General features: G+C 65.6%; 23 protein-coding genes and 2 pseudogenes. 7 read left to right on the forward strand and 18 right to left on the reverse strand.

What is annotated here, in order from left to right:
- Positions 1–46 precede the first annotated feature (46 nt).
- Both AC3A84_RS04110 and AC3A84_RS04115 read right to left on the reverse strand, forming a co-directional pair.
- A complete protein-coding gene (locus AC3A84_RS04110; RefSeq protein WP_003821138.1) occupies positions 47–550 on the reverse strand; it encodes a ClbS/DfsB family four-helix bundle protein in 504 nt (167 codons plus the stop codon).
- 181 nt (positions 551–731) lie between these two features.
- A complete protein-coding gene (locus AC3A84_RS04115; RefSeq protein WP_015912832.1) occupies positions 732–1,274 on the reverse strand; it encodes a nuclear transport factor 2 family protein in 543 nt (180 codons plus the stop codon).
- 199 nt (positions 1,275–1,473) lie between these two features.
- On the opposite strand from AC3A84_RS04115, the gene AC3A84_RS04120 reads away from it, so the two are divergent.
- Entirely contained in the window at positions 1,474–2,169 is a 696-nt protein-coding gene (locus AC3A84_RS04120; protein WP_003821135.1) for a FadR/GntR family transcriptional regulator, read from the forward strand.
- Positions 2,170–2,324: 155 nt separating this feature from the next.
- Here the strand turns inward: AC3A84_RS04120 and AC3A84_RS04125 are convergent, their stop codons facing one another.
- Positions 2,325–2,735, reverse strand: a complete 411-nt coding sequence (locus AC3A84_RS04125) for a hypothetical protein (protein ID WP_012614065.1) — start codon at positions 2,733–2,735, stop codon at positions 2,325–2,327.
- A gap of 180 nt (positions 2,736–2,915) precedes the next feature.
- Between AC3A84_RS04125 and copM the strand changes: the two genes are divergently transcribed.
- The 3 genes from copM to kdsA all read left to right on the forward strand — a co-directional run bounded on the left by copM (position 2,916) and on the right by kdsA (position 4,932).
- Positions 2,916–3,617, forward strand: a complete 702-nt coding sequence (copM, locus tag AC3A84_RS04130; protein WP_003821133.1) for a CopM family metallochaperone — start codon at positions 2,916–2,918, stop codon at positions 3,615–3,617.
- A 10-nt stretch (positions 3,618–3,627) separates the two neighbouring features.
- Positions 3,628–3,885, forward strand: coding sequence for a glutaredoxin family protein (locus AC3A84_RS04135; protein WP_003821132.1), 258 nt, complete (start codon positions 3,628–3,630; stop codon positions 3,883–3,885).
- A 201-nt stretch (positions 3,886–4,086) separates the two neighbouring features.
- Positions 4,087–4,932, forward strand: coding sequence for a 3-deoxy-8-phosphooctulonate synthase (gene kdsA / locus AC3A84_RS04140; RefSeq protein ID WP_024082531.1), 846 nt, complete (start codon positions 4,087–4,089; stop codon positions 4,930–4,932).
- Between the two features lie 50 nt (positions 4,933–4,982).
- On the opposite strand, the pseudogene AC3A84_RS04145 reads toward kdsA, so the two are convergent.
- Both AC3A84_RS04145 and mobH read right to left on the reverse strand, forming a co-directional pair.
- Positions 4,983–5,366: pseudogene (locus tag AC3A84_RS04145) on the reverse strand (conjugal transfer nickase/helicase domain-containing protein); the annotation flags it as partial.
- Between the two features lie 342 nt (positions 5,367–5,708).
- Positions 5,709–6,854, reverse strand: a pseudogene (mobH, locus tag AC3A84_RS04150) (MobH family relaxase); the annotation flags it as partial.
- Positions 6,855–7,169: 315 nt separating this feature from the next.
- Here mobH and AC3A84_RS04155 point away from each other — a divergent pair.
- The 3 genes from AC3A84_RS04155 to AC3A84_RS04165 all read left to right on the forward strand — a co-directional run bounded on the left by AC3A84_RS04155 (position 7,170) and on the right by AC3A84_RS04165 (position 8,897).
- A complete protein-coding gene (locus AC3A84_RS04155) occupies positions 7,170–7,796 on the forward strand; it encodes a hypothetical protein (protein WP_047219624.1) in 627 nt (208 codons plus the stop codon).
- 12 nt (positions 7,797–7,808) lie between these two features.
- Positions 7,809–8,441, forward strand: coding sequence for an RES family NAD+ phosphorylase (locus AC3A84_RS04160; RefSeq protein ID WP_058130708.1), 633 nt, complete (start codon positions 7,809–7,811; stop codon positions 8,439–8,441).
- An 84-nt stretch (positions 8,442–8,525) separates the two neighbouring features.
- The gene (locus AC3A84_RS04165; RefSeq protein ID WP_058130706.1) at positions 8,526–8,897 is read left to right on the forward strand and encodes a DUF3742 family protein; all 372 of its coding nucleotides are present in this window, start codon (positions 8,526–8,528) and stop codon (positions 8,895–8,897) included.
- 17 nt (positions 8,898–8,914) lie between these two features.
- Here the strand turns inward: AC3A84_RS04165 and AC3A84_RS04170 are convergent, their stop codons facing one another.
- The 13 genes from AC3A84_RS04170 to AC3A84_RS04230 all read right to left on the reverse strand — a co-directional run bounded on the left by AC3A84_RS04170 (position 8,915) and on the right by AC3A84_RS04230 (position 21,951).
- Entirely contained in the window at positions 8,915–10,435 is a 1,521-nt protein-coding gene (locus AC3A84_RS04170; protein ID WP_047219618.1) for a conjugal transfer protein TraG N-terminal domain-containing protein, read from the reverse strand.
- 15 nt (positions 10,436–10,450) lie between these two features.
- Positions 10,451–10,810: a hypothetical protein gene (locus tag AC3A84_RS04175; RefSeq protein WP_056930811.1), complete on the reverse strand. Its 360-nt coding sequence runs from the start codon at positions 10,808–10,810 to the stop codon at positions 10,451–10,453.
- A complete protein-coding gene (locus AC3A84_RS04180; protein WP_056930810.1) occupies positions 10,807–12,201 on the reverse strand; it encodes an integrating conjugative element protein in 1,395 nt (464 codons plus the stop codon). The genes AC3A84_RS04175 and AC3A84_RS04180 overlap by 4 nt, the downstream gene beginning before the upstream one ends.
- 10 nt (positions 12,202–12,211) lie before the next feature.
- Complete coding sequence (locus AC3A84_RS04185; protein ID WP_056930809.1) at positions 12,212–13,159, reverse strand: TIGR03756 family integrating conjugative element protein; 948 nt, start codon at positions 13,157–13,159, stop codon at positions 12,212–12,214.
- Positions 13,156–13,602, reverse strand: coding sequence for a TIGR03757 family integrating conjugative element protein (locus AC3A84_RS04190; RefSeq protein WP_056930808.1), 447 nt, complete (start codon positions 13,600–13,602; stop codon positions 13,156–13,158). Before AC3A84_RS04190 ends, AC3A84_RS04185 begins: the two co-directional genes overlap by 4 nt.
- Before the next feature lie 162 nt (positions 13,603–13,764).
- Complete coding sequence (locus AC3A84_RS04195) at positions 13,765–14,259, reverse strand: JAB domain-containing protein (RefSeq protein ID WP_056930807.1); 495 nt, start codon at positions 14,257–14,259, stop codon at positions 13,765–13,767.
- Between the two features lie 183 nt (positions 14,260–14,442).
- Entirely contained in the window at positions 14,443–15,228 is a 786-nt protein-coding gene (locus AC3A84_RS04200) for a DsbA family protein (protein WP_056930806.1), read from the reverse strand.
- Positions 15,229–15,241: 13 nt separating this feature from the next.
- Entirely contained in the window at positions 15,242–18,109 is a 2,868-nt protein-coding gene (locus AC3A84_RS04205) for a conjugative transfer ATPase (RefSeq protein ID WP_056930805.1), read from the reverse strand.
- Positions 18,109–18,549, reverse strand: coding sequence for a TIGR03751 family conjugal transfer lipoprotein (locus AC3A84_RS04210; RefSeq protein ID WP_033999104.1), 441 nt, complete (start codon positions 18,547–18,549; stop codon positions 18,109–18,111). The genes AC3A84_RS04205 and AC3A84_RS04210 overlap by 1 nt, the downstream gene beginning before the upstream one ends.
- Complete coding sequence (locus AC3A84_RS04215) at positions 18,530–19,948, reverse strand: TIGR03752 family integrating conjugative element protein (RefSeq protein WP_033999105.1); 1,419 nt, start codon at positions 19,946–19,948, stop codon at positions 18,530–18,532. The genes AC3A84_RS04210 and AC3A84_RS04215 overlap by 20 nt, the downstream gene beginning before the upstream one ends.
- Entirely contained in the window at positions 19,938–20,855 is a 918-nt protein-coding gene (locus AC3A84_RS04220) for a TIGR03749 family integrating conjugative element protein (RefSeq protein WP_033999106.1), read from the reverse strand. Before AC3A84_RS04220 ends, AC3A84_RS04215 begins: the two co-directional genes overlap by 11 nt.
- A complete protein-coding gene (locus AC3A84_RS04225) occupies positions 20,852–21,544 on the reverse strand; it encodes a PFL_4703 family integrating conjugative element protein (RefSeq protein ID WP_003821110.1) in 693 nt (230 codons plus the stop codon). Before AC3A84_RS04225 ends, AC3A84_RS04220 begins: the two co-directional genes overlap by 4 nt.
- Complete coding sequence (locus AC3A84_RS04230; RefSeq protein WP_023095488.1) at positions 21,541–21,951, reverse strand: TIGR03750 family conjugal transfer protein; 411 nt, start codon at positions 21,949–21,951, stop codon at positions 21,541–21,543. The genes AC3A84_RS04225 and AC3A84_RS04230 overlap by 4 nt, the downstream gene beginning before the upstream one ends.
- Positions 21,952–21,953 lie beyond the last annotated feature (2 nt).

Here is a 21,953-nt window from a genome sequence, read left to right on the forward strand (position 1 = left end):
TCGGAGCGGTGCAAGAGGCGCTCCGCGCAGTGGGTCGCCTCGGCCGCTACAGCACCTGCTTCCACTGGCGCAGCCTCGACAGCGCGTCGTCGTAGGCGGTGGAGGTGAAGAACTGGATCTTGCGCCCGAGGGTCTTCATCGGGCTCAACGCGGGATCGAAAAGCGAGGCGTTCGAATGGTGCGCCACGCAGTCGAGCACCCGGTCCTGTCCCTCCGTGAGCATGGCTTCCAGCTCGCGAAGGTCTCTGCCCGCGAAACGGCGCTGGAAGCCGGCAGAAAGACGCTCGGCCCGCTGCGCCATCGCACTCGGCGAGTAAAAGGACGCCGAAGGTCCAGGCGTCCGATCATGCGCGAACTGCAGGATCATCGTGTTCCAGACGATGACGTCCACCAGGACCATCGCAGCGTTGGTATGCAGGCGCGGCTCCTGCCAGATCATGGCCGTGTGCCGGTAGTGGCTGGCGGGAATGGTGGCAGCTTCTACCCCGAGCTTTCGGTGGCTGGCGCGAACCTTGTCAAGGAGTTCCTGCTTCGTGGTTGGTAGTTTCATTCGGGATTTCTATTTCATCGAGACAAGGCTCGATAACCGGCGTGTCAGATATTCATCAAGTCACCAGCGCAATTACCTTGGATTGAGGAAAAGCGCTTGCCTCACCGCTGCGCTGGCGGCGCCGAGGGCTTGTGCATGATGAAGCGGGACATGTCGGTGATTTCCTGTTTGCGGATTTACGTTACTGCTGAAGCTGCTTCTGCATGGTGTTGTGGTTGTAGTAGTCGCTGGCATAGACAATCTTTCCGTTCGAAACACGGAAGAAGCTCGCGCCGAAATAACTGATGGTCGAACTGGAGGGCGACGTCCCGCCATTGCTGTTCTTGGTGGCGGTGAATTCCCACTCGATCGCCACACCATCGCCGGAGGCAACCGGCTGCGAACGGATTTTCATTTTTCGGTCGGGCAGGATTTTCATCAGAAACTGCGAGACTTCGGTAATGGCTTGAGGCCCAGTGCGGGACGCTTCATTGCTGGTATTGAAATAGACGACGTTGGAATCGAGCACTTTTTCCATCGCGTCGGTTCGCCCGCCATTCCAGGCGTCAAGGTATTGCCGGACCACCTTCACGTTCTCTGGCTCATCTGCCGCCTGCGACGTGACGCTATAGGCGAGTGAAGCCAGCCCGAGGAATATCGCTCCCAAAGCCTGCACCGGACGGCAGCGCAAGCCGTCTGAAGAACGAAGGGGCCTGAATGACAGGGCGTGCTGCATGTTGTTCATGGTCGAAATACTCCAAAAGGTGTTGAAAAAAATCCCGCTCGCACGGGCGTGGTGGAAAATCGCATGTCGCGCGCAACGAAGCACAGGCCGTCGGCAATTGCTCTTTTGTCAAATACATAGAATCATCCTATGTATAAGGCCTGAGTTGCTACAATCGAGGTCCGATGGGCTCCCGTCTCTACGTCATTTGAGAACCGCGATGAATAACCGCTTCACACTCCCACAGGCGCCGCGGCGTTCGCTCGTCGATTCGACGATTGAGCTGATCCGCGGCCAGATCGAGGGAGGCGCCTGGAAGGTCGGCGAGCGCATCCCCAGGGAGCAGGAACTGGCCGAGATGCTGGAGGTTGGCCGCAACACGGTGCGGGAAGCCATTCGCGTGCTCTCGCACGGCCAGGTCCTGGAAGTCCGCCAGGGTGATGGCACCTACGTGCGAACCAATATCGATCCGGCCGAGGTCATGCGCCGTGTCGGGCGTTCCGGCTTGCGAGAGCACTTCGCGTTGCGCTGCATGCTGGAAACCGAGGCGGCCAGGTTGGCCGCGGTGCATCGGTCCAAGGCGGACGTTGGGCTGCTGCGCCGACTGTTGAAGGCCCGCGGCGAGCAGGAGCAACACGCATCGAGCGCGGCCTTTGCCGAGGCCGATACGGCTTTCCACTGCGCGATCGCCGGGATGTGCGGCAACGGCGCGCTGGCTGAGCTGTACCGCTACTTCGCGAACTCGGTCCGCATGAACACGCTGACTGCGCTGAAGGACAAGGAACTGCCCGAGCCGGGTCTCGCGACCCATGAGGCGATCGTGGATGCTATCGAGCGCCAGGATGGAGAAGCAGCTGCGGCGGCTGTGCGGAACGTGGTCGCTCCGCTGATTGCGGCACTTGAGAAATCGGGTTGATCCGAGCGCGACTCCCGCGCTGGCAATGCCGCTTTCCATCGAGCAGCCGGTCGCCGGCCCCGTTGATCGGAACGCGGGTTGTTTCCCGGAGAGCACGCGGTAGCCGGTCCTCATGGATAGGCCCTTGGTGCGCTACAGCGACCGGACGGTGCTGTTCATATCGAATCTTCGACGCGACCACCCGCCAGGACATACCGGGCCAGCGCCTCGGCATCGGCGTGGGTGGCCCGGGTGGACTGCGGTGTACCGAAAGCCTGGACGAGCTTTGGCAGCATGGCCTCCAACTGGGCTCGCTTATCCGAATCCGGTTCGACGTGGATGAGCGCGAGCAATGTGCCGCCAAGCGTCTCCTTGTGAGTCTTCAGCCAGACGCCGCGCTGAGCGCGATCGTCGAGAGTCTCTTCTGGCCCTCCCGCGACGTAGATAAGCACGAAGGGCTTTCCGCAGGCGACGAGTTCATCCATTTCCGCGCACCAGGCGCTGCTGTATCCGTTGTAGATGCTTGCGCCGTCGAAGCGGACGATGGGGAAATCGCTGGTGTCGTGAACTTTCGGTTGCTGGGACATGATCCTGGACTCTCGCTATTAACGTCCTAACATCCTACCTTTGTTGAGAATTACTTGCAACTGAAATGGGCATGGGCACACCGCCGTGCAGCGCCAAGTGACGGGCGAAATAAGGGCTTGACCTTCCAACAATGGGAGGCCCTACAGTGAACCCATCAACCTCATTCAAGGAGTTTTTTCATGAAGGTCAACAAGTTCAGCCTCTTGTTCATTGCGGGCGCCGTCGTGGTCGCCGCCGGCCTGATGGCCGTCCAGAAGAAGGTGGTCGTCCCGTCGGGTGAAGCGATGCAGGCCAGTGCGGGCGGAGGTCACCAAGGGCACGCGATGCCCTCCAGCGCCTCGGCCAATGACAGTCCTTCCACGACCGCGTATCGCGCCGTGAACGACCAGATGCACGCCGGGATGGGAGCGCAGTTCACTGGCAACGCCGACGTCGATTTCATGCGTGGCATGATCCCGCACCACCAGGGCGCGATCGACATGGCCAAGGTGGCGCTGCAGTACGGCAAGGACCCGGAGGTTCACAAGCTGGCCCAGGAGGTCATCACCGTGCAGGAAGGCGAGATCGCCATGATGAACAAGTGGCTGGGCGACAACGGCCAGCAGGCGGCGGCCGGCAGCTCGGGCGATGCCTCGACGGCCGCCTACCGTGCCGGCAACGACCGCATGCATGCGGACATGATGATCGACTTCAGCGGCGACGCCGATGTGGACTTCATGCGCGGCATGATCCCGCACCACCAGGGTGCGATCGACATGGCCAAGGTGGCGCTGCAGTACGGCAAGAACCCGGAGGTCCGCAAGTTGGCTCAGGAGGTCATCTCCGCGCAGGAAGGCGAGATCGCCATGATGAAGAGTTGGCTTGTCGCTCGGGGCAAGTGAAGGCACGACCATGAACCAAGCCAACACCCCGCGCATCCTCATCTATAGCACTCCAACTTGCCCGGACTGCCGGGCACTAAAGGAGTGGTTGTCCCAGCAGGGCATCGCGTTTGAAGAGCGCGACCTGACCGACCCGAAGATTTCCGCGGAGGCCAAGTCACGAACCGGCGTGCGCGTGGCCCCGATCACGATCGTCGGCGACGAGGTCTTCTATGGCACCTTCGCGAGCCAGAAGCCGAGGCTGATGAAGGCGCTCGGTCTTCAGTGAGCCGCTGAAGGAAGACCGTGGTCACGGGCGGAGTCGCCGGTGCGGACCCCGGTCGGACCCTGTAAGCGCTGTTGTGGACGCGTCTGCACGCAAAGCTCAAGACCGTGAGGCATTCTTCGCCGACGACGCTCGGCGCTTTCGCCTGCGGTCGTTGACATCACGAGAGGAATTTTTATGCGATCGACATCATCAGCCACCTCCCTGCACGTCGCCATTTCCGAGGGCATCACAGTCGCCAACGACCTGCCGTTCGTGCTGTTCGGCGGCATCAACGTCATCGAGGATCTCGATACGACCCTGGCTGCGGCTGAGCACTTCGCGGAGGTGACGCGCAAGCTGGGGATACCCTTCGTTTTCAAGGCGTCGTTCGACAAGGCCAATCGCTCGTCGATCCATTCTTTCCGAGGTGTCGGCCTGGAGGAAGGGCTGCGGGTCCTCGATGCGGTCAAGTCGCGGTTCGGATGCCCAGTCTTGACCGACGTGCATGAGGTTGAGCAGGCCATGCAGGTCGCTGCCGTTGCCGACGTACTGCAAGTTCCGGCCTTCCTGGCCCGGCAGACCGATCTGGTGGCCGCCATTGCCCGCACCGGTCGGGTAGTGAATGTCAAGAAGCCGCAGTTCCTCAGCCCGGGCCAGATCAGGCATGTCGTCCACAAACTGCACGAGGCTGGCAACCCGCGCGTCCTGCTGTGCGAGCGTGGCACGCAGTTCGGCTACGACAATCTCGTCGTGGACATGTTGGGCTTCCGCGAAATGAGCGTTGCCAGCAGTGGCCTGCCACTGGTGTTCGACGTAACCCATAGCCTGCAGCGGCGAGAAGCGGATGCGTTGGCTTCGGGTGGGCGTCGCCAACAGTTGCCCGAACTCGCGCGGGCCGGCATGGCGGTCGGCATTGGCGGTTTGTTCCTCGAAGCACACGCCGACCCGGCGCATGCACGTTGTGACGGACCCAGCGCTCTGCCACTGGACACGCTCGAACCGCTGCTGCGGCAGGTCAAGGCGGTGGACCAACTCGTCAAGTCGTTCGAGCCTCTTCGGATCGACTGAAGCTTGCCACCCGTTCAAACAGAACGTGTGGCACTTCCCCTCTTAGTCGGCTATTTGAGCGACAGATAAGGATTGTTCGGTGGAACGGCATCGAATATGTGCGATGGGTCTTCGAGCAAATAGCCATGCACCTGGCGCGTTTTGCGCGGTCCCATGACCTCGCACGTCCTGATGTTCAGACCCGATGGCTGTTTCCTGTGGAGTCCGAGTTTTTCAAAGCGCTTCTGCACCCACTGCCAGTCCTGCAGGGCCGCGTCCTTCGCAAGCGGCCCAATGGTTGGATGCTCTTGTGCGTAGCGCTGGAAAACACCAGGGCTGATCAGGTAAACCGTGTCGGACACGGTATGTACCAGGGCCTTGGCGTCATTGATGATGAGCTTGCGGGTCTGGACGGCCTGTTTCAGCCAGGCCATGAAATGCTCGCCCGATGGCCGCCCGGTAAATGAGGCGAAATCGTGCGGCGCAGGCGCGGCGGTCGGCGCCGAAGGACCTGGGGCCGATGCGGGAGGGTCGAGCGGCACCGCTGCATCGTCGGCACCCTCTGGCGGGGCTTCGACGGACTGCTCCGGCTCAGGCGTTGTCTCGAACATCGCCAGCATGCTTTCCAGTGGGTCGGCCGGATTGCGCTGCGTGCTGGGAGGTATGGCGTGACTTCCGCCCGACTGATCTGGACGGCTGCTTGCTGCGGGCTCCTTCTCCGTTGCCACCGCTGCTCCAGGTAGCAATGCAGCGTCGGGTGCGGACGGGCGCGGCCCGTCCTCGGCCTCGCCGGCGTTGTCCACGGTCACGGTTCCCGCAAATGGGCTGGGTCGCTCCGAGGGCTCCCAGATCAGCGCCGGGGCCAGGCGCAGGAGCGTGAAGGCATGGGACCAGCCACTCTCACTGGTAATAGTTGCGCGCCAGATGGCCTTGCCGGAGGCGGTGGGCTGCAACATGGCATGATCCTGTAGCACGTTGAACACGGCCGTGTTGTTCGCGGGGATGCCATCGACCCCCTGGGACAGCAGGTGCGCGCGCAGCTTGTCCGAGACTGTCTTGCTCACCAGCCACAGCGCGTCCTCGGTGAGCCAGCCATCGGAGGCCTCCGGCTGGTTCAGTTTCAGCTCTTCCTTGAGCAGGTAGCGCAGCCCGTTGACCAGCTTGCGTTGGAGCGAGTGCTTGGGCGCGGCCATGGCGCGCGCGGGATCGCCGCCCAGCTCCTGGGCGACGGAGGCGCGGTCGGCCTGCACGACAAGCTCGCCCAGAACCCCGGCGTGCTCGTACTGCCCAGCCAAGACGTAGAGCAGCGGCGCCCACAAGGATGGATAGCCACTGAGCCAGTCCAGCAGATCGCGATTGAGCAATTGCTGGTACAGCAAGCCTGTCGCGGCGCTATGAAGCCGGTACTCGCGGTCGTCGCGGTAGCGGAAGCGGTACGGTTGGCGCAGCGGGCCGTGCCATGGGTGCCAGGTGCTGCCGTCGGCCAGCTCGACGTGCAGATCGACGGCCACCTTGCCGATGTCATGGAGCAGTGCGGCATAGGCGACGGCCGCAGTCCAGGCTTCGGCCTGCGCCGCCTGGTCTTCGGGGCTGGCCCCGATGGGCAGCAGATGGGACTGCCGCAGCTTTAGGCTGTAGGCGACGATTTCGAGGCCATGGTCGAGCATGCCGCCCGGGTAGGCATGGTGATGCGCTTCGGAAGCCGGGAAGGCCTGGACCAGCTCGGCGTAGCGCTCCAGCGGCGCGCGGTACAGGGAGGCGAACTGCTTGCGCGAAAGCGAGGTGCGCTGCCAGATGTGTTCCAGCAGCTTCTGCCGGCGCGGGGTGGCGAGCAACGATGCGGCCGACTCCGGCCGCATCAACCCTTTCGGGAGGTCGGTGGCGGGTGCTGGCGACGGCGCGGCAGCGACCGGGGGCCGTTTTCGCTGGAACAGGGAGAGCATGTCGATGTCCTGATAGCGGGCCGGGCGGGAGGCCTTTTTGCCTTTTCGGGATAGGGCCTTTCCCCTTGCATCCCATTCCCTTGCCGTTTCGACCCTTTGGCCTTTCACCGTTTCGGTATAGCTGGGCCTGAGTTGCGGCTCCAGCGTCAATGCGGAACCCGCACGAATGGATTGGACGGCGAATTGGCGCTGGCCCCGGCCTATGCTGCCGGGACGCTACACCGCCAGGTGGGCTCCCACTCAGGCGATCAAGTTGACAAAGGCGACAAAGGCGACTAGAGTGAGTCTTGTCTCAAACCTACCTGGGAGTTGACCATGCCCACTGCGATCGAATTCATTGCCGACCGGCTGCCGCGCGTCACGGTGGAGGATGTGCGACGCTTCGCCGATACCGTCGAAATCCGGGATGCCCCGGCTTTCGCGGCCGAGTTGCAGGCGTTCATCCACGAGCGCGTGGAGGCTGTGACGCTGCCCGCTAACCTGGAAGGTGAAACGGTGGCGCAGGCCTTGCAGCGCAAGGCGGCCGCGTTGCGCTCCGACACGCGCTGGGCACCGACTGAAACCGACGTCCAGAGAGGCCGCGCCGTGCTGCTGGAAGCCTTCAATCAGCCGGACAACCTGCCGCCTGCCGAGTTCGCCAAGCTGGCGGACAAGTCGCGCCAGCAAATCTACAAGGACATCCTCGCCCGTCGGCTACTGGCGCTGAACGTGGGGCCGCGCGGCCAGAAGCTGCCCGACTGGCAGCTCGACCCGGTGAAGCAGCAGTTGACCCAAACCGTGCTCCAGGAGGTCGAGGGCATCGACCACTGGACGATCTACAGCGCGCTGTCCGAGCCGCTCGAAGGCTTGGGCGGTCGCTCGCCGGTGGATGCGGTGACGCATGGCACGATCGATGACGTGGCCGAGGCCGTGTTCAACGTGCTGGGCGTCCAGGTGCATTGAAGCGAGATCGCCATGAGCCACGAGCTGCCTTCGTTCCTGATCGATGACGGTGAACTGCTCCAGCATGTGAGCCGCGTCGTCTATCGGGGCAGCCCGCTGTACTATGGCCGCAGCAGCACGAATCGCTACGATGACCCGGCGGGGGCCTACGGCGTGCTCTACCTGGGGCGCGACCTGCCCACGGCGCTGATGGAGTCGGTGTTTCACAAGCACCAGTGGCTTGCGGACACGCAACGCTCGATCGCGCTGAAAGAAGTCCAAGCCCGGATGGTGCGCGCAGTAGGCGTGATGGACGACGTGCTTCTGGCCGATATCACGACGCCGGGCGTCATGGCGGGCTACTTCGGCCTGAACCTAGAGCAGTTGGCCAGCCGCGACTACACGCACACGCAGCAGGTGTCCGCCCAGGTGCATGCGATGCTCGCAGATGACGGCCAGGCGCTGTTCGACGGGGTGCTCTATCCGTCGCGCAACAACTATCCCGCTAAGAGCATCGCCCTGTTCGAGCGTGCGGGAGCGAAGGTTGGCGTCATCGAGGACATCGACCTGGTGGACCACGTGGACTGGCCGCATTTTGTTGCCACCTACCGCATCGGCGTTGAACCTGACCCCGGCCCGGTGGGGCCGGATGACGAAGCGTCCTGAAGCAGCAAGAAAACACATTGAAGCCGCAAACCGAATGAAGTGGAGCAAACTGGAATAGGCATTCCTTAACAGCAGGATACGACCATGAACACGACGACCCGCACCAGCACCGCAGAACGCCTCGGCCGCGCCTTTGGCCGCGGATGGCGCGCCTATGCGCGCGGCGAACGGCGGGCGTCGAATTGGCTGGTATTCAGGGGTGTGCCGCGAGCTGGTGCTACCGCACTTGTGTGGGTCTTCAAGCTGGCTGTGCTCGGGGTGCTGCTCTACGTTGCTTTCTGGTTCGCACTCGTGCTGCTGGGCGTGGTGGTGGCAGGATGGGCTATGAATCAGCACCATCCCGATGAAGAAGGGTTTGAACTGCAGTACCCAACCATTGAGGAACTGCGGGCCACGCCTGGCTACGATCCCAACCTGTACAACGATACCTCCCACGAGATGTACCAAGACGACTGACGCCGAAGGTCATTCGATCATTTGAGCTTGCCGCCTGAGACAGCACCTGCTCCTTTGCCGCCAGCGCTTCCTGCATCCTTTGTGGCAGTGGCGAAGGTGTTGGCGATTGCACCGGCACGTACACCGACCCAGGTGAGTGCGCCAATCCAGAACGTAGGCAGGACGATGAACATGGTGCCCATGACGAACATCAGAAGCATGTCGCCAAAGGCATTGTTCAATCCCACCAGCGGGTCGAAGTTGGTGTGCGGCCGATTCCACCCGAAGCCCCAGCCGTAAAGCGCATCGAGGATGGTGCTGTCGATCCAGCGGGCGAGCTGGAACCAGAAGTCCACGAAGAACAGCGCGAACTGCACGACGCTGACGGTGACGACCGTTTTCAGGTCATAGGTGCCGATGACCAGCACGAGCGGGATGCAGATGACCAGCGCCATCTTGAGCAAGGCGAGGACCATGGGCAGAGCCTGTCTCACGACGTCCATGGCAGGAAACGCGGCAATCGCGCCGACTGCCATGCCGACGTCGCCCGTGGCGCGCGTCACGATGTTCGGCAGGGTCTTGTCGATCTGGCCGCCGTAGTCCGTATAGACGCTGCCCTGGTTCAACTTCTGCTGCCGCGGGGAGGCGATGGCGCGGATCACCGAGTCGTCCACCTCGGCCCGGCTCAGGAACCCGGCCCAGCCCGCCAGGCGATTCAGCAGGCTCGGGTCCACCTGTCCCAGCAGGCGTGCCCGCAGGCCGTTGCTGCCATCGGCCCACCACTGCCTACAGTTCGGATAGCCGCCGCCGCTGGCCACCTGCGCAAGCCCGGCATCGCGGTTGCTGTCGTAGGGCCAGTCGTCGCGCGGCGTGCTGGAACGGTACGTGTCGTAGTAGCCGTTGGTGTCGGTGAAGAACCTCGATCCGATCCAGGTCACGTCGTGCATCTGCTGCTCATCGAGCTGAGGGCGCTGCATGAACAGTTTGGCCCGCGCAGGCCCATAGCAATCCCGCGAGAAGTCCGCCACTTCCTGGGCCAGCACCGGGTCGTCAATGCGGGTCGCGTCGATCTCCATGCGCATTTGCCGCAGGTCCGTACCACATGGGATCGCCGCCACCGAGGCGCTCGTGACAGCGCGCGAGAGCGCGTGCATGAAGGCCCACCAGACCGGCACCTTCGCGGACTGGTTGTTGATGGTGCTGAAGGACTGTGACCAGCCGGTATCCGTGGGCTGTGGCACGCTGACCTGGCACTGGGCCGAGCGCGAGCTGTCGTACTGGATGGTGTTGAGGTCCACGTCGATGAACGGAATGCCCGCGAACATCACCACCACGATGGCGACGAAGACCCGGTTCTCGATGCGGACGGCCGAGAGCAAGCCCTTGTTGCCTTCGTCGGCACCTTCCGCACGGGCCTTCAGCCACTCCTGCACGATGATGGCGACGAAAGGCAGCGCGAATACCCCGCTGGACACCAGCACCGCCCAGATGCCGTTGTTGACGATCCAGGACACGAGGGTCAGGTAGTACTCCAGGTAGTCGGTCGTAAAAAGCGTCATGGCACCAATCTCCCCTCAGCCCTGCATCAGCAGGCTGATTTCCAGCGCCACGATGGCGACGCCGCCGGCGATCTCGCTGCGCACCAGACGGCGCCGTGCCTGGGCGTCGTCGCCCTCGCGCGCCAGGAGCCGGCGGCGCATCCACATCCATCCGCAGGCCGTCGCGCCGTACAAGCACAGCCGCCATACCAGGAAGTAGCCCGACGCGGCCGCCAGCCACTGCTCCCAGCCGGCCACGCTGCCGACGAGATAGATGCCGACGATGTTGGCGCCCACGGCAGCGGCAACGAGTACCGCCGTCCACAGCAGCGTCTTCGCCGCGCGCCGGCTGAACAGCCAGCGCGGCCGCAGCCAACTGGAACTCACCGGGGTCATGGGTTGCCTCCCGGATTGCCCCTCTGGAGCCGGTCGAGGCGGTCGGGAACCGGATCGCCCTCGTAGATGCCGCGCGAGCCCGCCGCACGCGTGCCGTGGCGCTGGATGATGGCCATCGGCGAGTTGTTCGCCAACTCGCGCCGCAACTCCAGTTCGGTCTTGAGGTTGCGGATCTCCTGGTCGAGCGTGTCGCTCTCGTGGTTCACCGCATCGACCGCCAACTGGTTCGCCGCCACGTTGGGTTCCTTCTTCCCGGTCAACAGGGTCCGCTGGAGCAGCAATGCCTTCTCCAAGACGGACGACAGTGCGACCTCCGACGCCAGGCGGCGTGCCAGCAGGTCCTGATCCGGTTCGTCGCGCAGCGCCTCGATGACGCCGCGCGTGATGGGCAGCGACGCGCTGCCGGCCGCGCGCAGGTTCTCGAACGTGGTGTTGCGCGTCCCCGAGATCAGCTCCTGAAGGGCTTCCAGCTTCGTCTCGTATTCCTCCTGGATCAGCGGCGTCAGCCCGACCCCGGGCACCGTCTCGGTCTTTGTGCAGGAATCGCAGGTGCGCTGCTCCTGTTCCCCGAGCACCCGCGTCGCCCATTCAACCGCTTGCTGGGGCGACGTCCAGGTCTGGCAGGACAGGCTTGCGCAACTGGCTGGCGCGATGGACGACGTGTCCGTCACGCCGCGGCCGTTGACAAGGTTGTAGCCGGCGCGGGTCACGTCACCGACCACCCGGATCGCACGCTGGCCCGCGCCGCCGGCATTGCTGCCGCCCACCCAGGGCACGCCGTCGTTGCCGCGCCGCGTCTCGGCCTGTTCGATCGCCGACACGGCGTCAGTGCTCGACACCGCGTCGCGCAGCGCCATGCCCTCAGCCATCTGGCTCCAGCCCAACTGGCCACCTGCCATGTCGGCCATCTTCTCGGCCATGGCGCGGCACGCCAGCTTGGAGCGGTCGAAGTCCAGCCGTGCCTGCAGCACGCCATTGGTGAGCAGGTTGTAGAGGCCGGGATCGGCCCGCTGGATGATCAGTGCGGGAAGCGACGCCACGGCGCTTGTGGCGCTCTGGATCACGTTGCTCATGATCTGCTGAAAGCCGTTGGTGATGCCGTTGAGCTGGTTGCGCAACGTCGTCTGGATGCTCATGTCGCCGCAGATCAGGTTGCTGTTCCAGCCAACGCCGACACCGATCGAGCGCATGCCGGCCGCACGCCCCATCGACACCGCGCTGCCGCCGCCGATCGAATACATCACCTCGTCGCCGAGGATGGGGCCGCTGGTCTGGAATCCAGCCTGCGCCCATGCGAGGCCGCAGCCCAAGGTGAGCGCCCCGGCCAGCGCTGTCGGACGCAGCAGACGACGAGCTTGGGCGGGGAGGTTCATCAGTTCTGGACGTTTCATTGCCGTACCCTCAATAGAAATCGACGCTGCCGAGGAACACCTGGCCGCGGCGTTCGCAGCACGCATAGGGCCGCCACAACGCCCAGGCGTAGTCGCCTTGTTGGGCCTGTGTCAGGAAGCCGCTGCGTGGGAAGACCGTGCAGGAGGAAGACAGGACGGGCGTGAGTTCCTGCCACTTGCCTGTCGAGGCATCGCCTTCCATCAGCGCGCCGGCCGGCCAGTAGCCGGGCCGCGAGTTGGCGAGCAGCGGCTGATAGACGTGGATCTGCCCGCGGCGCGTGACGACATCACCCGCACGCTGGGCGACGACTGCACCGGCCTTGTGGTCGTCGGTCTGGTGCAGGAAGCCGCCACGCGGATACACATTGCCCCAGAGGTTCATCGTGGTACGTGCGCCGACCTCGCGCAGCCCCGGAATCAGCGCTTCCGGGTAGGCCATCTCGGGCACGTTGTAGCGCCAGGCCAGCGTGTCCAAGGTGCTGAGCAAGTACGGCATGAACGCCGTACCCGCGCCCTCGCAGAAGTAGCCCGACGATGAGACAAACTGGTTGAACACCTCGACACCAGGGTGGCCGATCACGTCGGCGTTCTTGAACTTGGCGAGGTTGTTTTCGTGGTCCTCGTTCGTCGTCCCGTCGCCGCCCGCCTGGGCAGACGGGTTGGGCGTGCTCATCGCCCGGACTTCGACCCAGGGGTTTTCGCCGGTGTTCGAGTACGACGACACCACCGCATCGGGGATGTAGTGGCGCACCTTGATGGATGTGCGCACCGTGCAGCCGGTCCAGGTGCAGTAGAGCCAGTAGCAGATGCCGACGACGCGGTATTCGAGGCAGTCGGGCGACGCCACCGAGCCGACGATGGTGGCGGTGTTGAGGGCGTAGCTGCCGGTGGCACTGAGCAGCAGCACGGACGCCACGCCAGCGCGCAGGCGGCGCATCAGGTCGAATGCTCGGATCATGGCTGAGGCCTCCGGTGCTGTTCGATGCGCGCGACGGCGCGGGCCACGTCCGGCTCGCCATAGACCACGTAGCGCTGGTCCACCACGACGGCCGGGAGGCTGGTGATGCCCAGGCTCCAAGCGTCTGTGACGCCCTGGTACGCGGAAGCGAGGCGGCGCTGGAGGTCGGTGCCGCCGCTGGACAGCCGGCGCTTGACGATGGCCGTCGCCTGCTCGGGGTCGTTGGGCAGCTCCGCTGAAAGCTCCGCTTCAATCCGGTGGGGCTCGTCCAGCTCGATCAGCCGCTCGCCACCCATGGTCTTGAACGGGTGGCGGCTGTCGGTGACGACCACCACGTCTGCGGCGAAGGCGGCCGGGCTGAAAACGGCCAGCGCGGCCGGCAGCGCAACGGCCAGGCCGAGAGTTCGCCAGCCTGACGCGAACCTGGAAAGAGATGCTGGCATGTCGCGCGCCCTTGAAGTTGATCAGAGCAGTAGTCAAACGCGAAGCCGATGCGGCCCCAACAAACAATGCGCATCGCGCACCGCCCGCATACCTGCTTGTCTCGCGCCCATGAAAAAGCGGAGGCCGAAGCCTCCGCGTGGATCAAGGAGCCGATGCCGTTGCTACAGCAGGCCGGATTCCGCGAACGAGTACGGCGTGCCTTGGCCGACGATGAGGTGATCCAGCACCCTCACGTCGATCAGCGACAACGCAGCCCTCAGCGTTTGGGTCAACGCGCGGTCCGCGCTTGACGGCTCCGTGCAGCCCGAAGGGTGTTGGTGCGAAAGAATGACCGCGGCGGCGTTCAGTTCCAAGGCGCGCTGCAGGATCGGGCGCGCATGCACCGTGGTCGAATGGACCGTGCCCTTGAACATCGGTTCGTAGGCCAGCACTTCGTGCATGCTGTTGAGGAACACGATGGCGAAGACTTCGTTGGGCTCGGCTGCCAGCTTCAGGTTCAAGTAGTCCTTGACGGCGGCGGGCCGTTCGAGGGATGGCCCCTTCTTGAAGACACGCTGCTCCAGCAGCGCGATGGCTTGCCGGATGATCCAGTCATCGGATTGGGACGCTGGTGCAAAACGTGGCTCCACGCAGGAGTCATTGGCGACGAGAGACATGGGCAAACCTCCAGAATGTGAACGGAGGGCGCCCCCCCTGGGAGGGCAAGCCCTCCTGGGGATGGAAATAGCGGAACAAGGTGCATCCACCACCGCGCAGCGGTGATTGTCCGCAGCCAGGATGCGAAGCGAACGGGTCGCGGTCAGCGTGGCAAGCCGCGCCGTAGCCTCCAAGACCGAGGGCTACCTGGGCATGTCGCCGACAGCGTCGGCAGGCATTTCGGATGTGGGGGTGGCGGGCGAGGCCGCCACGTCACTGGTCGGGTCCTCGGCTGCCAGCATGTCCATGGCCGAGAGCAAGGCATCGCCCTCGATCGGCCCCTGCAGCAGGATGGCCTGACCCGTCTGGCGATCGAGCAGCCGCAGCGACGGCGTGGCGTTCACGCCGCTCTTGGTGGCTTCCGCGGCCTGGGCGCGGATGAGCGCATCGGCCCGCTCGCTCGCCAGGCACTGCTCGACGGCCGGCGTCGATTCGGGGTAGCGCAGGCCATCGGGCAGGCCCTGGCCATCGCTGCGCGTGTGGGCATAGACCCACTCGACGGCTTGCCAGAACGCGGCATGTCCGCCCGCTTCGGCGGCGCACTCGACCAGGCGCGCCTCGGCCGACGCGGCGGGCTCGTGCGCGGCCAGCGGCTGGTGGTGCCATTGCAGTGCCACGTCGGTGTTGTTGCCGACCCAGCGCTTGAGCTGCGGGAAGTACTCCCGGCAGAACGGACATTCCAGGTCGGCATAAAGCGTCAGCGTGAAGCGGCCTTCGGCGTTGCCCATCTGCCAGGGCGGCCCGGCGACCTGGGCCGTGCTGACCGGCGTGGACGGCTGCGGCGAGGATTCGTCGGGCGACCGGGACACGCCCCAGATCAGCAGCAGCGCGACCAGTGCAGCGGCCAAGGCCCAAGGCCAGCGGGGCCGCACGTGGCGGCGACGGAACGCTTGGACCTGCATCGGGATGGAAGGACGTTTCTGCTCCATGGCACTCTCCGGCTTACGACAGTTCCAAGGCCGGCGACTCGATGCCGCGCGCTTGGTCGATCCTCTCGGCGACCCGGAAGGCGGCTTCGAGTTCGGTGCAGCCGTACTGCTGCATGAGCTGGTATCGCTCGGCCTTCTCTTCGGGTTCGGTCTGCGCGAGCGCGAGGTACAGGCTCGGCGGCACGGCGCGGAACAGCACTTCCATGCTCTTGGAGAGGATGACGCCCTCGGTGAATTTCCCCGCTTCTTTGCGTGCCGACAGCATCAGCGCCTTCTGCGCGGGCGAAAGTTCGCGGAACCGCGCGATCTTCTCGACCTCATCGGGGGGCATGCTGAGACAGATCCACCACTCGATCATGTTGAGCATGGGCTCTGCAGCGCGCGGCAGATCGTCGATATTTTGTGTAGCCAGCCAGTACCAGGCCCCGAGCTTGCGCCACATTTTTGTGATCTTGACCACGTAGGGCGCAAGCAATGGATTTTTGGTGATGATGTGTCCTTCGTCTGTGACGTTGACGATAGGCCGGCCCAGGTACTGGTCTCGTTCGGCGATGTTGTTCACCGTGCTGATCAGGCTGATGTATGCGATGGAGAGCTGCGCGTTGTAGCCCTCCCGCGCGTAGGTCGCCAGATCGACCAGGGTGATGTCTGCCTCGGGCCACGGAGAGCCATCGCGGTCGAACATCTCGCCGTCGGTGCCTTGGCAGAACATGTCCATCGCGTCCGCCATCTCCATCAGCCGTACGCGGCGCATCTCGGGTAGCGTCGGGTCCTGGCCCCGAGCGCGCAGCGCGTTGCGCACGTCGCGCGTGAGCACCGTGCGCTTCTCGGCCACGCAGTGCTCGGCGGCGTCGAGGATGCACTGGCGGATCAGCGAGCGGTCTGCGCGCGTCATCCGGGCTTCTTCCTTGTCCTCGCCTCCGGTGATCATCAGCCGTGCCGTGATCTCCAGTTCGCCGAGCACGTCGCGCTGCTCGTCCGCCTCCATGGCCGAAGCATCCGGCGGCAGGTCCTCGTCCAGCGCATCGGCATCGAGGGTCTGCACGTCGCTCGGCGTTTCGATCAGCCGGCGCGCATCGGCGAATGGCGCGAGGCTGATGCCCGAGCCAGGAGCCAGCTTGACGCGGTTCACGGTCAGGCCCAGGCGCCGGGCGAAGTCTGCGAACAGGCCGAAGGAGTTCCCGGCCTCCACGATGAACAGCCGCGGCCGGTAGATGGCCGTGACCTGGTTCAAGAGGTTGTTGAGGGTCGCTGACTTGCCCGAGCCGGTAGGGCCGAACAGGAACAGATGGGCGTTCATCTGCCGGTCCAGGCGGTTGAGCGGGTCGAAGGTGATCGGCCCGCCACCGCGATTGAACATCGTGATGCCGGGGTGCCCCGTGCCCTGGGCACGGCCCCACACCGGCGCCAGGTTCGCCGCGTGCTGGGCAAACATCAGTTGGGTGTACCACTTGCGCCGGTCCTGGCCGGGGTTGTAGCAGCACGGCAGCCAGCGCAGGTAGCTGTTGAGCGGCGCCACCTCGTCGTCCTCGCGCACCGGCTGCAAGCCGGCGTTGAGCATCACGTTCGCCAGGTCCAGGCCGCGCCGGTCTAGCTCGGCTTCGTCACGCCCCCGCAAGTAGAACGCCAGCGTCCCGCGGTAGAGCTTGTGCGCGCTGCCGATCAGCGAGCGAGCTTCCTGCACGTCCTTGAGCGTCTGTTCCGACGCCAGCGTCTCGCCCACGGCCTTCTTCGCCAGGTGGTTGAGATCCGCTTCCAGCACATCCTGCGGCGTGGCGACCATGGTAAGACACATCAAGGTGTCTTCTGGCATCTGGTCGAACAGCGTGTTGATGGCATCGCCTTTGCGGGTCTCACCGGTCAGGTGTCCGGTGCCAGGCGGCATGCGCAAACGGTCGGTGATCAGAACCCGGTGCGGCATGCCGTCGAAGTACCAGGTGCCGTGCGCCACGTCGGAGCGCGGCTGGCCGAAGAACAGGCGTTGGCTGAAATCCCGCCCGCTCGCCAGCTCGATTTCGCCGTCCTCGGCCTCGTCGGGGTAGCGCGCCAGCGCGTAGAAGCGCTCCCGGTCCTCTGCACTCGGCCCGAGCATCGCGGGGCGCGGATTGAACCAGCGCAGCAGCCAGTCGTGGACGTCGGCTGCGACCATGCGCCGTGCCTGGATGCCGGCGTTCGCCAGGCCGCCGCACAGGCGGTCGCAAACGATGTTCAGCATCTGCTCGGGCGTCTGGCCGCGGCGGCTTGCCTGCCCGGTGGCACGGCGATAGATCACCATGCGCACCCGCCGCGTCTGGCCGCGCCAGCGCAGCCGCGTGACCACCGTGTCCTCGAACAGGCCGCCCGGCTTGGCGACCGCGCGCAGGTGGTGGCCGAAGAAGCGCAGGTAGAACTCGGTGAACGCGGTATCGCGGGCGCGCGGCTGCACGTAGTCGCGCAGGGTCTGCATGTACTGGTCGAAGCTGGGCTCGTCCTGGGCGTAGAGCTGGAGCACCCAGGGGTTTTCGTCCAGCTCATCGAATGAGTCCTGGAGCGCGTTCTCCAAGGCGTCGCGGGCATGCGCGAGCCAGCCGGGTTCCCGGCCCTCGGTGCCCAGCGGCACCAGCTCGTAGAAGGCAGCGACCGACTGCCCATCCTCCAGCAGCATGGACTTCGACTGCGGCAGGAACTCCACCCAAGGCAGCAGTTCCGCGAACGACGGTGCGACGTCGTACAGCGCCTGCTCGTCGGCTACCGTCGCCGGCCTGCGGCCCTGGACCGCTGCACCGGGTTCGGGGACGCCGGCCTGGCGCAAGGCCTCGACGTGGCGCTGCCAGCCGTCCGGCTTCTCTTCGTCGCCGGTGCCGGATGCGGCCAGCTTCGGCCAGGGAAGTTTCCAGCGCATCAATAGTCCTCCAGCCGTTCACCGGGCATGGCGTACTGCACGCGCTGGTACAGCGGGAAGACCGTCGTGTAGCCCGGAACCGGCACGGGGTCCGTGCCCGCCAGGTGCGGGTACACGTACATGACGAGATCGGGATTGGGCAGGCGCTGGAACTGGCGATAGACCTCGCTCTGCGCCGTGCGCGTGTAGCGCATCTGCTCGGCGGGCGCGGCCTGCACATTGGCGTCGGTCAGCGGCCGGCGCAGGCTCTGGCGCGCGTCGAGCAACTGCCGGCGGGCGACCTGGCCGGTGCCACTGCCGCCGCCACCCGTTTCCTGCTGCCAGACGTCCATCATGGTGCGGTCGCTATGGGTCAGCAGCTCTTCCTTGCTGGTGGCGCAGCCGCCGAGCACGACGACGGCGAGGGCCAGCGCGAGGCCCTTAATCGAGTTCGAGCGCATGGCTTTCTCCTGCACGGTGATCGACGCGCCTGCCTTCGGGGTCGTGATCGATGGCGAGCGGCTTTTCGAGGTGGACGGCGACCTTGGCGCCAGGCTGCACATACACGGCGGCGAAGGCCTGGCCATAGAGCTTGTTGACCCAGGCCGACATGTCCCGCACGCCGCCCGCGAGGATCTGGCCGACTGCTTCCTGGCCGCTGATGCCCACGGTGCCGATGGCGCCGTCCGGGCCGACGTAGGACATGCGGCCGCTGTCGCTTTCGATGAGCGAGGCCACGCCGGCGCCGGCCGCGGTGATCAGGGCCTGGGAGCCGAGGTACTGCTGGGCGTTGCTGCGCCGCTCGCCGCTGACGCAGGGGATGCCGTGCGGGTCGCTGATCCAGCCCAGGCCGTCGCGCTGCTGGTTGTTCTGCTGATTGCCTTCGCGGTCTTCGGGGATCGTGCGGATCGTGCCGTCGTGGAAGACGAAGGTGATGCTCCGCACCTGACCGCGCACGCATGAAAGCGTCCAGTCGCCCGAGGCGGTTCCGCTGAACACGGCACCGGCCACGTCGGGAATGTCGATGCCATTGGCCGTGAGGTTGTCCGGCCCGACCAGCACCTTGAAGGGGTACGGATCGTTCACCGTCCCGTCGATCGGCACGCGGCCGATCAGCGCCGTCATCGCGACCGACCCCATCAGTGTCGAGTTGGTCGGCACGGTATAGACCGGCTTGGCGCTCTTGACGCCTGCCGTACGTGCGCCGGCGTTCGCCACGGTTTCCGCGGTGGTTTCCAGCGTGCTTTGCGCCGGGCCGAAGCTCGTCGGGAAGCTCATGCCGCTGCCCGCGCCACGACCGTTGTTGCGGCCCTCGGCCTTCTTCGCATCATCCGGTTCGACCCAGCGCATGCCGCCTTCCATGCCGGCCTCGTCGCCATCGCGCAGCCCCAGGCCCACGGGCAGATCGGCATGGCCGCCGCCGCGCCCACCGATGCTGTCCAGACGCCGCTGCAGGTCGGCGAGCAGCCCTTCGGTCTGCTGGCGCGCACTGGCCGCCTGTTCCTGGTCGCGGCGCAGGTTGGAGCGCTCGGATTCGAGGGCCGAATTGATGCGCTGATCGATGGAATTCTCGCGCTGGCGCAGCCGCTGGTTTTCCTCGCGCTGCGACTTGTTGTCGGTCAGCGCGGTCTGAAGCTCGGTGCGCAACTGCTTCACCTGGGCGACGAGCGTTGCCACGGTATCGCGGGGGGTATCGCCTTCGATGCCCAACGCCTTCATTTCCTCCGGCGTGAGCTTGGAGCCGGCATCCGCGGCGGGCGGTGCCGACGTGCTTCCGCCGGAGAACAGCCGGATGGCAACGAACAGCACCAGCAAGGCGACCGGGATCATCAGCCACTTGAGCAAGCCGTTACTGCGCATGGCGGGTCTCCTTGCCGTCGCCGGCTTCAGCTTCCGGCTGTGGCAGGTGCGCAGCCGGGTCGAAGCGGTGGATCGCCGGCAGCACTGACTGCGCCAGGCCGCGCCCGCGCGTCACCAGGTACAGGACGGTCGTGTCCTCGGGCGTCCCGCGGGGGCCGAGCGCTTCGTGCTGGAAGGTGGCGGTGAGGAAATCGCCTTGCAGAACGCGCGGGTCGAGCGTGACCCAGCCGCTGCTGCTGTTGATCAGACGCACGGCGGTGACCCACTGGTCTTCCAGACGCCACGACGCGAGCGCGACCGCGCGCACCGGCAGCGTCGGGATCAGCGTGCCGAGGTCGAGGTCGCGGCGCAGGTTCACCCGCATGACGCCGGGCAGCGGCTCCACGGTGCGCAGGGGCGCGTAGAGGTTCTGCGCAGCGAAGCGCGTCAGGACGACCGGAATCGGCGTCTCGCGCCGCGCAGCCCGAGCGACTGCCTGGCCCTGGGCGCGCGCCGGGGCCTCATCGGCACCGCCTGCCTGATCGCCATAGCGCGTCAGGGTGCTGCTGCCCTCGACGATGCGCACCGGCTCCAGCTCGGCTTCGCCGTCCTTGGGCGGCTCGGCCGCGATGTCGAGCAGGATCAGCGCGCCCGTGTCGGCGTCCTGCAATTGCAGCCGTGTGGGCTCGATCGGCTCGCTGGCCCGCAGGTACACCGCGCCACCCGCGCTCTGCACGCGCAGGCGTTCGCCCACGCCCGCAGGCACGCCCACGCGGACGTTCCGGTCGATGAACACGATGCGCTCCTGGCCGACCTTCAGCGGCACCGCCAGCGGCATGCGCTCCCAGCGCAGAATCTCCACAGCATGGGAGACGGGTGCCGCGGCCGCGGCCAGCAGCCCCAGCAGCACGAGTACAGGATGCTTCATGGGGTGTTTCCTCCTTGGGGCGCTTGCGGAGACAGGCCGCCAGGCGCCGGGCGCGTCGGCTCCGGGGCGCTGATGCGCTGGGGCGCACCGTCGTAGCAGTCCAGCGCCAGGCCGAACGGGTTGCGGGCGGGATCGACGTCCACCCGCGTGACCTTCACCGGGTAGCGCACGAGCGCGCGCTTGACCTGCTCGGCGCCGTAGTACTCGTCGGCGGTGATGTCGAGCGTCACCACCCAGTCGCGGTCAGAGACCACGCGCACGCGCGCCGTGGGGTCGTCGCCGTAGCCGCGGCCGGGGATTTCATAAATCCCGCGCACGCGCTGGCGCAGTTCGCCCGTGCTGCGGCGGTAGTCGTAGTCCGCGCGCAGGAAGGCCTGGCAGGACGGGGTGAGATACGGCGAGAGCGTATGGAGGTTGCGCGGGTAGTCCTCTTCGCCGTTCGTCGGCCAGCGATTGAGGGTCTGGAACACGTAGAACGTGAACGCATAGACCGATTCGGGCGGCACTTCCCACCACTTGCGGGTACTGCCGGAGCGCAGGTCGGGCGGGACGTGGATGGTCAGGTCGCGCGGCGCGCTCCACCATCCACCGCCCATGACTAGGGCGACGATGACAAGCGCGCCAGCACCCAGGCGAAGCGTCTTGATGTGCGCCTGCAGGTGGGTGATCTCGTTCTTGAAGCGGCTCATCGTGTCCCCCTTGAGGCAGACCTTCGGGTGGTCCAGAAGCCGGAGCGCGAGATCAGCACGTGGCCGCTCACCCAGCCCGCCATCAGCGGATGGCGCGTGGCGATGCGCCATTGCAGTTGCCGGTACAGCCAGGTGTCGGGACGCCCGCGCTTGAGCCGGCGCAGGATGCCGCCGCCGATGAAGACGCCCAGGGCCACACCCAGGACGACGAACGTCGGCGCGATGGCGATCGTGCGGAACGCCCAGGACAGCGGCGCGCCGACCAGCAGGCCGGCGGCGCCGGACAGGCCGCAGCAGATCCACAGCTCGTCGGCGGTCAGGCCGCGCACAACAACGGGATGGCGGTTGAGCCGGTGCGGAAGGAACGTGACCGTCCCGTCCGCACGGACGTGCTGCTGCTCGGACATAC

Source organism: Paracidovorax sp., from assembly GCF_057642795.1.

Excerpts from the sequence above, each read along its gene's own strand:
- AC3A84_RS04160 (WP_058130708.1), top strand. The coding sequence starts at position 7,809 with ATGAGCCACGAGCTGCCTTCGTTCCTGATCGATGACGGTGAACTGCTC.
- AC3A84_RS04115 (WP_015912832.1), bottom strand. The coding sequence starts at position 1,274 with ATGAACAACATGCAGCACGCCCTGTCATTCAGGCCCCTTCGTTCTTCA.
- AC3A84_RS04225 (WP_003821110.1), bottom strand. The coding sequence starts at position 21,544 with ATGAGCCGCTTCAAGAACGAGATCACCCACCTGCAGGCGCACATCAAG.
- AC3A84_RS04175 (WP_056930811.1), bottom strand. The coding sequence starts at position 10,810 with ATGACCCCGGTGAGTTCCAGTTGGCTGCGGCCGCGCTGGCTGTTCAGC.
- AC3A84_RS04110 (WP_003821138.1), bottom strand. The coding sequence starts at position 550 with ATGAAACTACCAACCACGAAGCAGGAACTCCTTGACAAGGTTCGCGCC.
- AC3A84_RS04190 (WP_056930808.1), bottom strand. The coding sequence starts at position 13,602 with ATGCCAGCATCTCTTTCCAGGTTCGCGTCAGGCTGGCGAACTCTCGGC.
- AC3A84_RS04165 (WP_058130706.1), top strand. The coding sequence starts at position 8,526 with ATGAACACGACGACCCGCACCAGCACCGCAGAACGCCTCGGCCGCGCC.
- AC3A84_RS04180 (WP_056930810.1), bottom strand. The coding sequence starts at position 12,201 with ATGAAACGTCCAGAACTGATGAACCTCCCCGCCCAAGCTCGTCGTCTG.
- AC3A84_RS04185 (WP_056930809.1), bottom strand. The coding sequence starts at position 13,159 with ATGATCCGAGCATTCGACCTGATGCGCCGCCTGCGCGCTGGCGTGGCG.
- AC3A84_RS04230 (WP_023095488.1), bottom strand. The coding sequence starts at position 21,951 with ATGTCCGAGCAGCAGCACGTCCGTGCGGACGGGACGGTCACGTTCCTT.
- copM (WP_003821133.1), top strand. The coding sequence starts at position 2,916 with ATGAAGGTCAACAAGTTCAGCCTCTTGTTCATTGCGGGCGCCGTCGTG.
- AC3A84_RS04125 (WP_012614065.1), bottom strand. The coding sequence starts at position 2,735 with ATGTCCCAGCAACCGAAAGTTCACGACACCAGCGATTTCCCCATCGTC.
- AC3A84_RS04155 (WP_047219624.1), top strand. The coding sequence starts at position 7,170 with ATGCCCACTGCGATCGAATTCATTGCCGACCGGCTGCCGCGCGTCACG.
- AC3A84_RS04210 (WP_033999104.1), bottom strand. The coding sequence starts at position 18,549 with ATGCGCTCGAACTCGATTAAGGGCCTCGCGCTGGCCCTCGCCGTCGTC.
- AC3A84_RS04170 (WP_047219618.1), bottom strand. The coding sequence starts at position 10,435 with ATGACGCTTTTTACGACCGACTACCTGGAGTACTACCTGACCCTCGTG.
- AC3A84_RS04135 (WP_003821132.1), top strand. The coding sequence starts at position 3,628 with ATGAACCAAGCCAACACCCCGCGCATCCTCATCTATAGCACTCCAACT.
- AC3A84_RS04120 (WP_003821135.1), top strand. The coding sequence starts at position 1,474 with ATGAATAACCGCTTCACACTCCCACAGGCGCCGCGGCGTTCGCTCGTC.
- AC3A84_RS04215 (WP_033999105.1), bottom strand. The coding sequence starts at position 19,948 with ATGCGCAGTAACGGCTTGCTCAAGTGGCTGATGATCCCGGTCGCCTTG.
- AC3A84_RS04205 (WP_056930805.1), bottom strand. The coding sequence starts at position 18,109 with ATGCGCTGGAAACTTCCCTGGCCGAAGCTGGCCGCATCCGGCACCGGC.
- AC3A84_RS04220 (WP_033999106.1), bottom strand. The coding sequence starts at position 20,855 with ATGAAGCATCCTGTACTCGTGCTGCTGGGGCTGCTGGCCGCGGCCGCG.
- AC3A84_RS04195 (WP_056930807.1), bottom strand. The coding sequence starts at position 14,259 with ATGTCTCTCGTCGCCAATGACTCCTGCGTGGAGCCACGTTTTGCACCA.
- AC3A84_RS04200 (WP_056930806.1), bottom strand. The coding sequence starts at position 15,228 with ATGGAGCAGAAACGTCCTTCCATCCCGATGCAGGTCCAAGCGTTCCGT.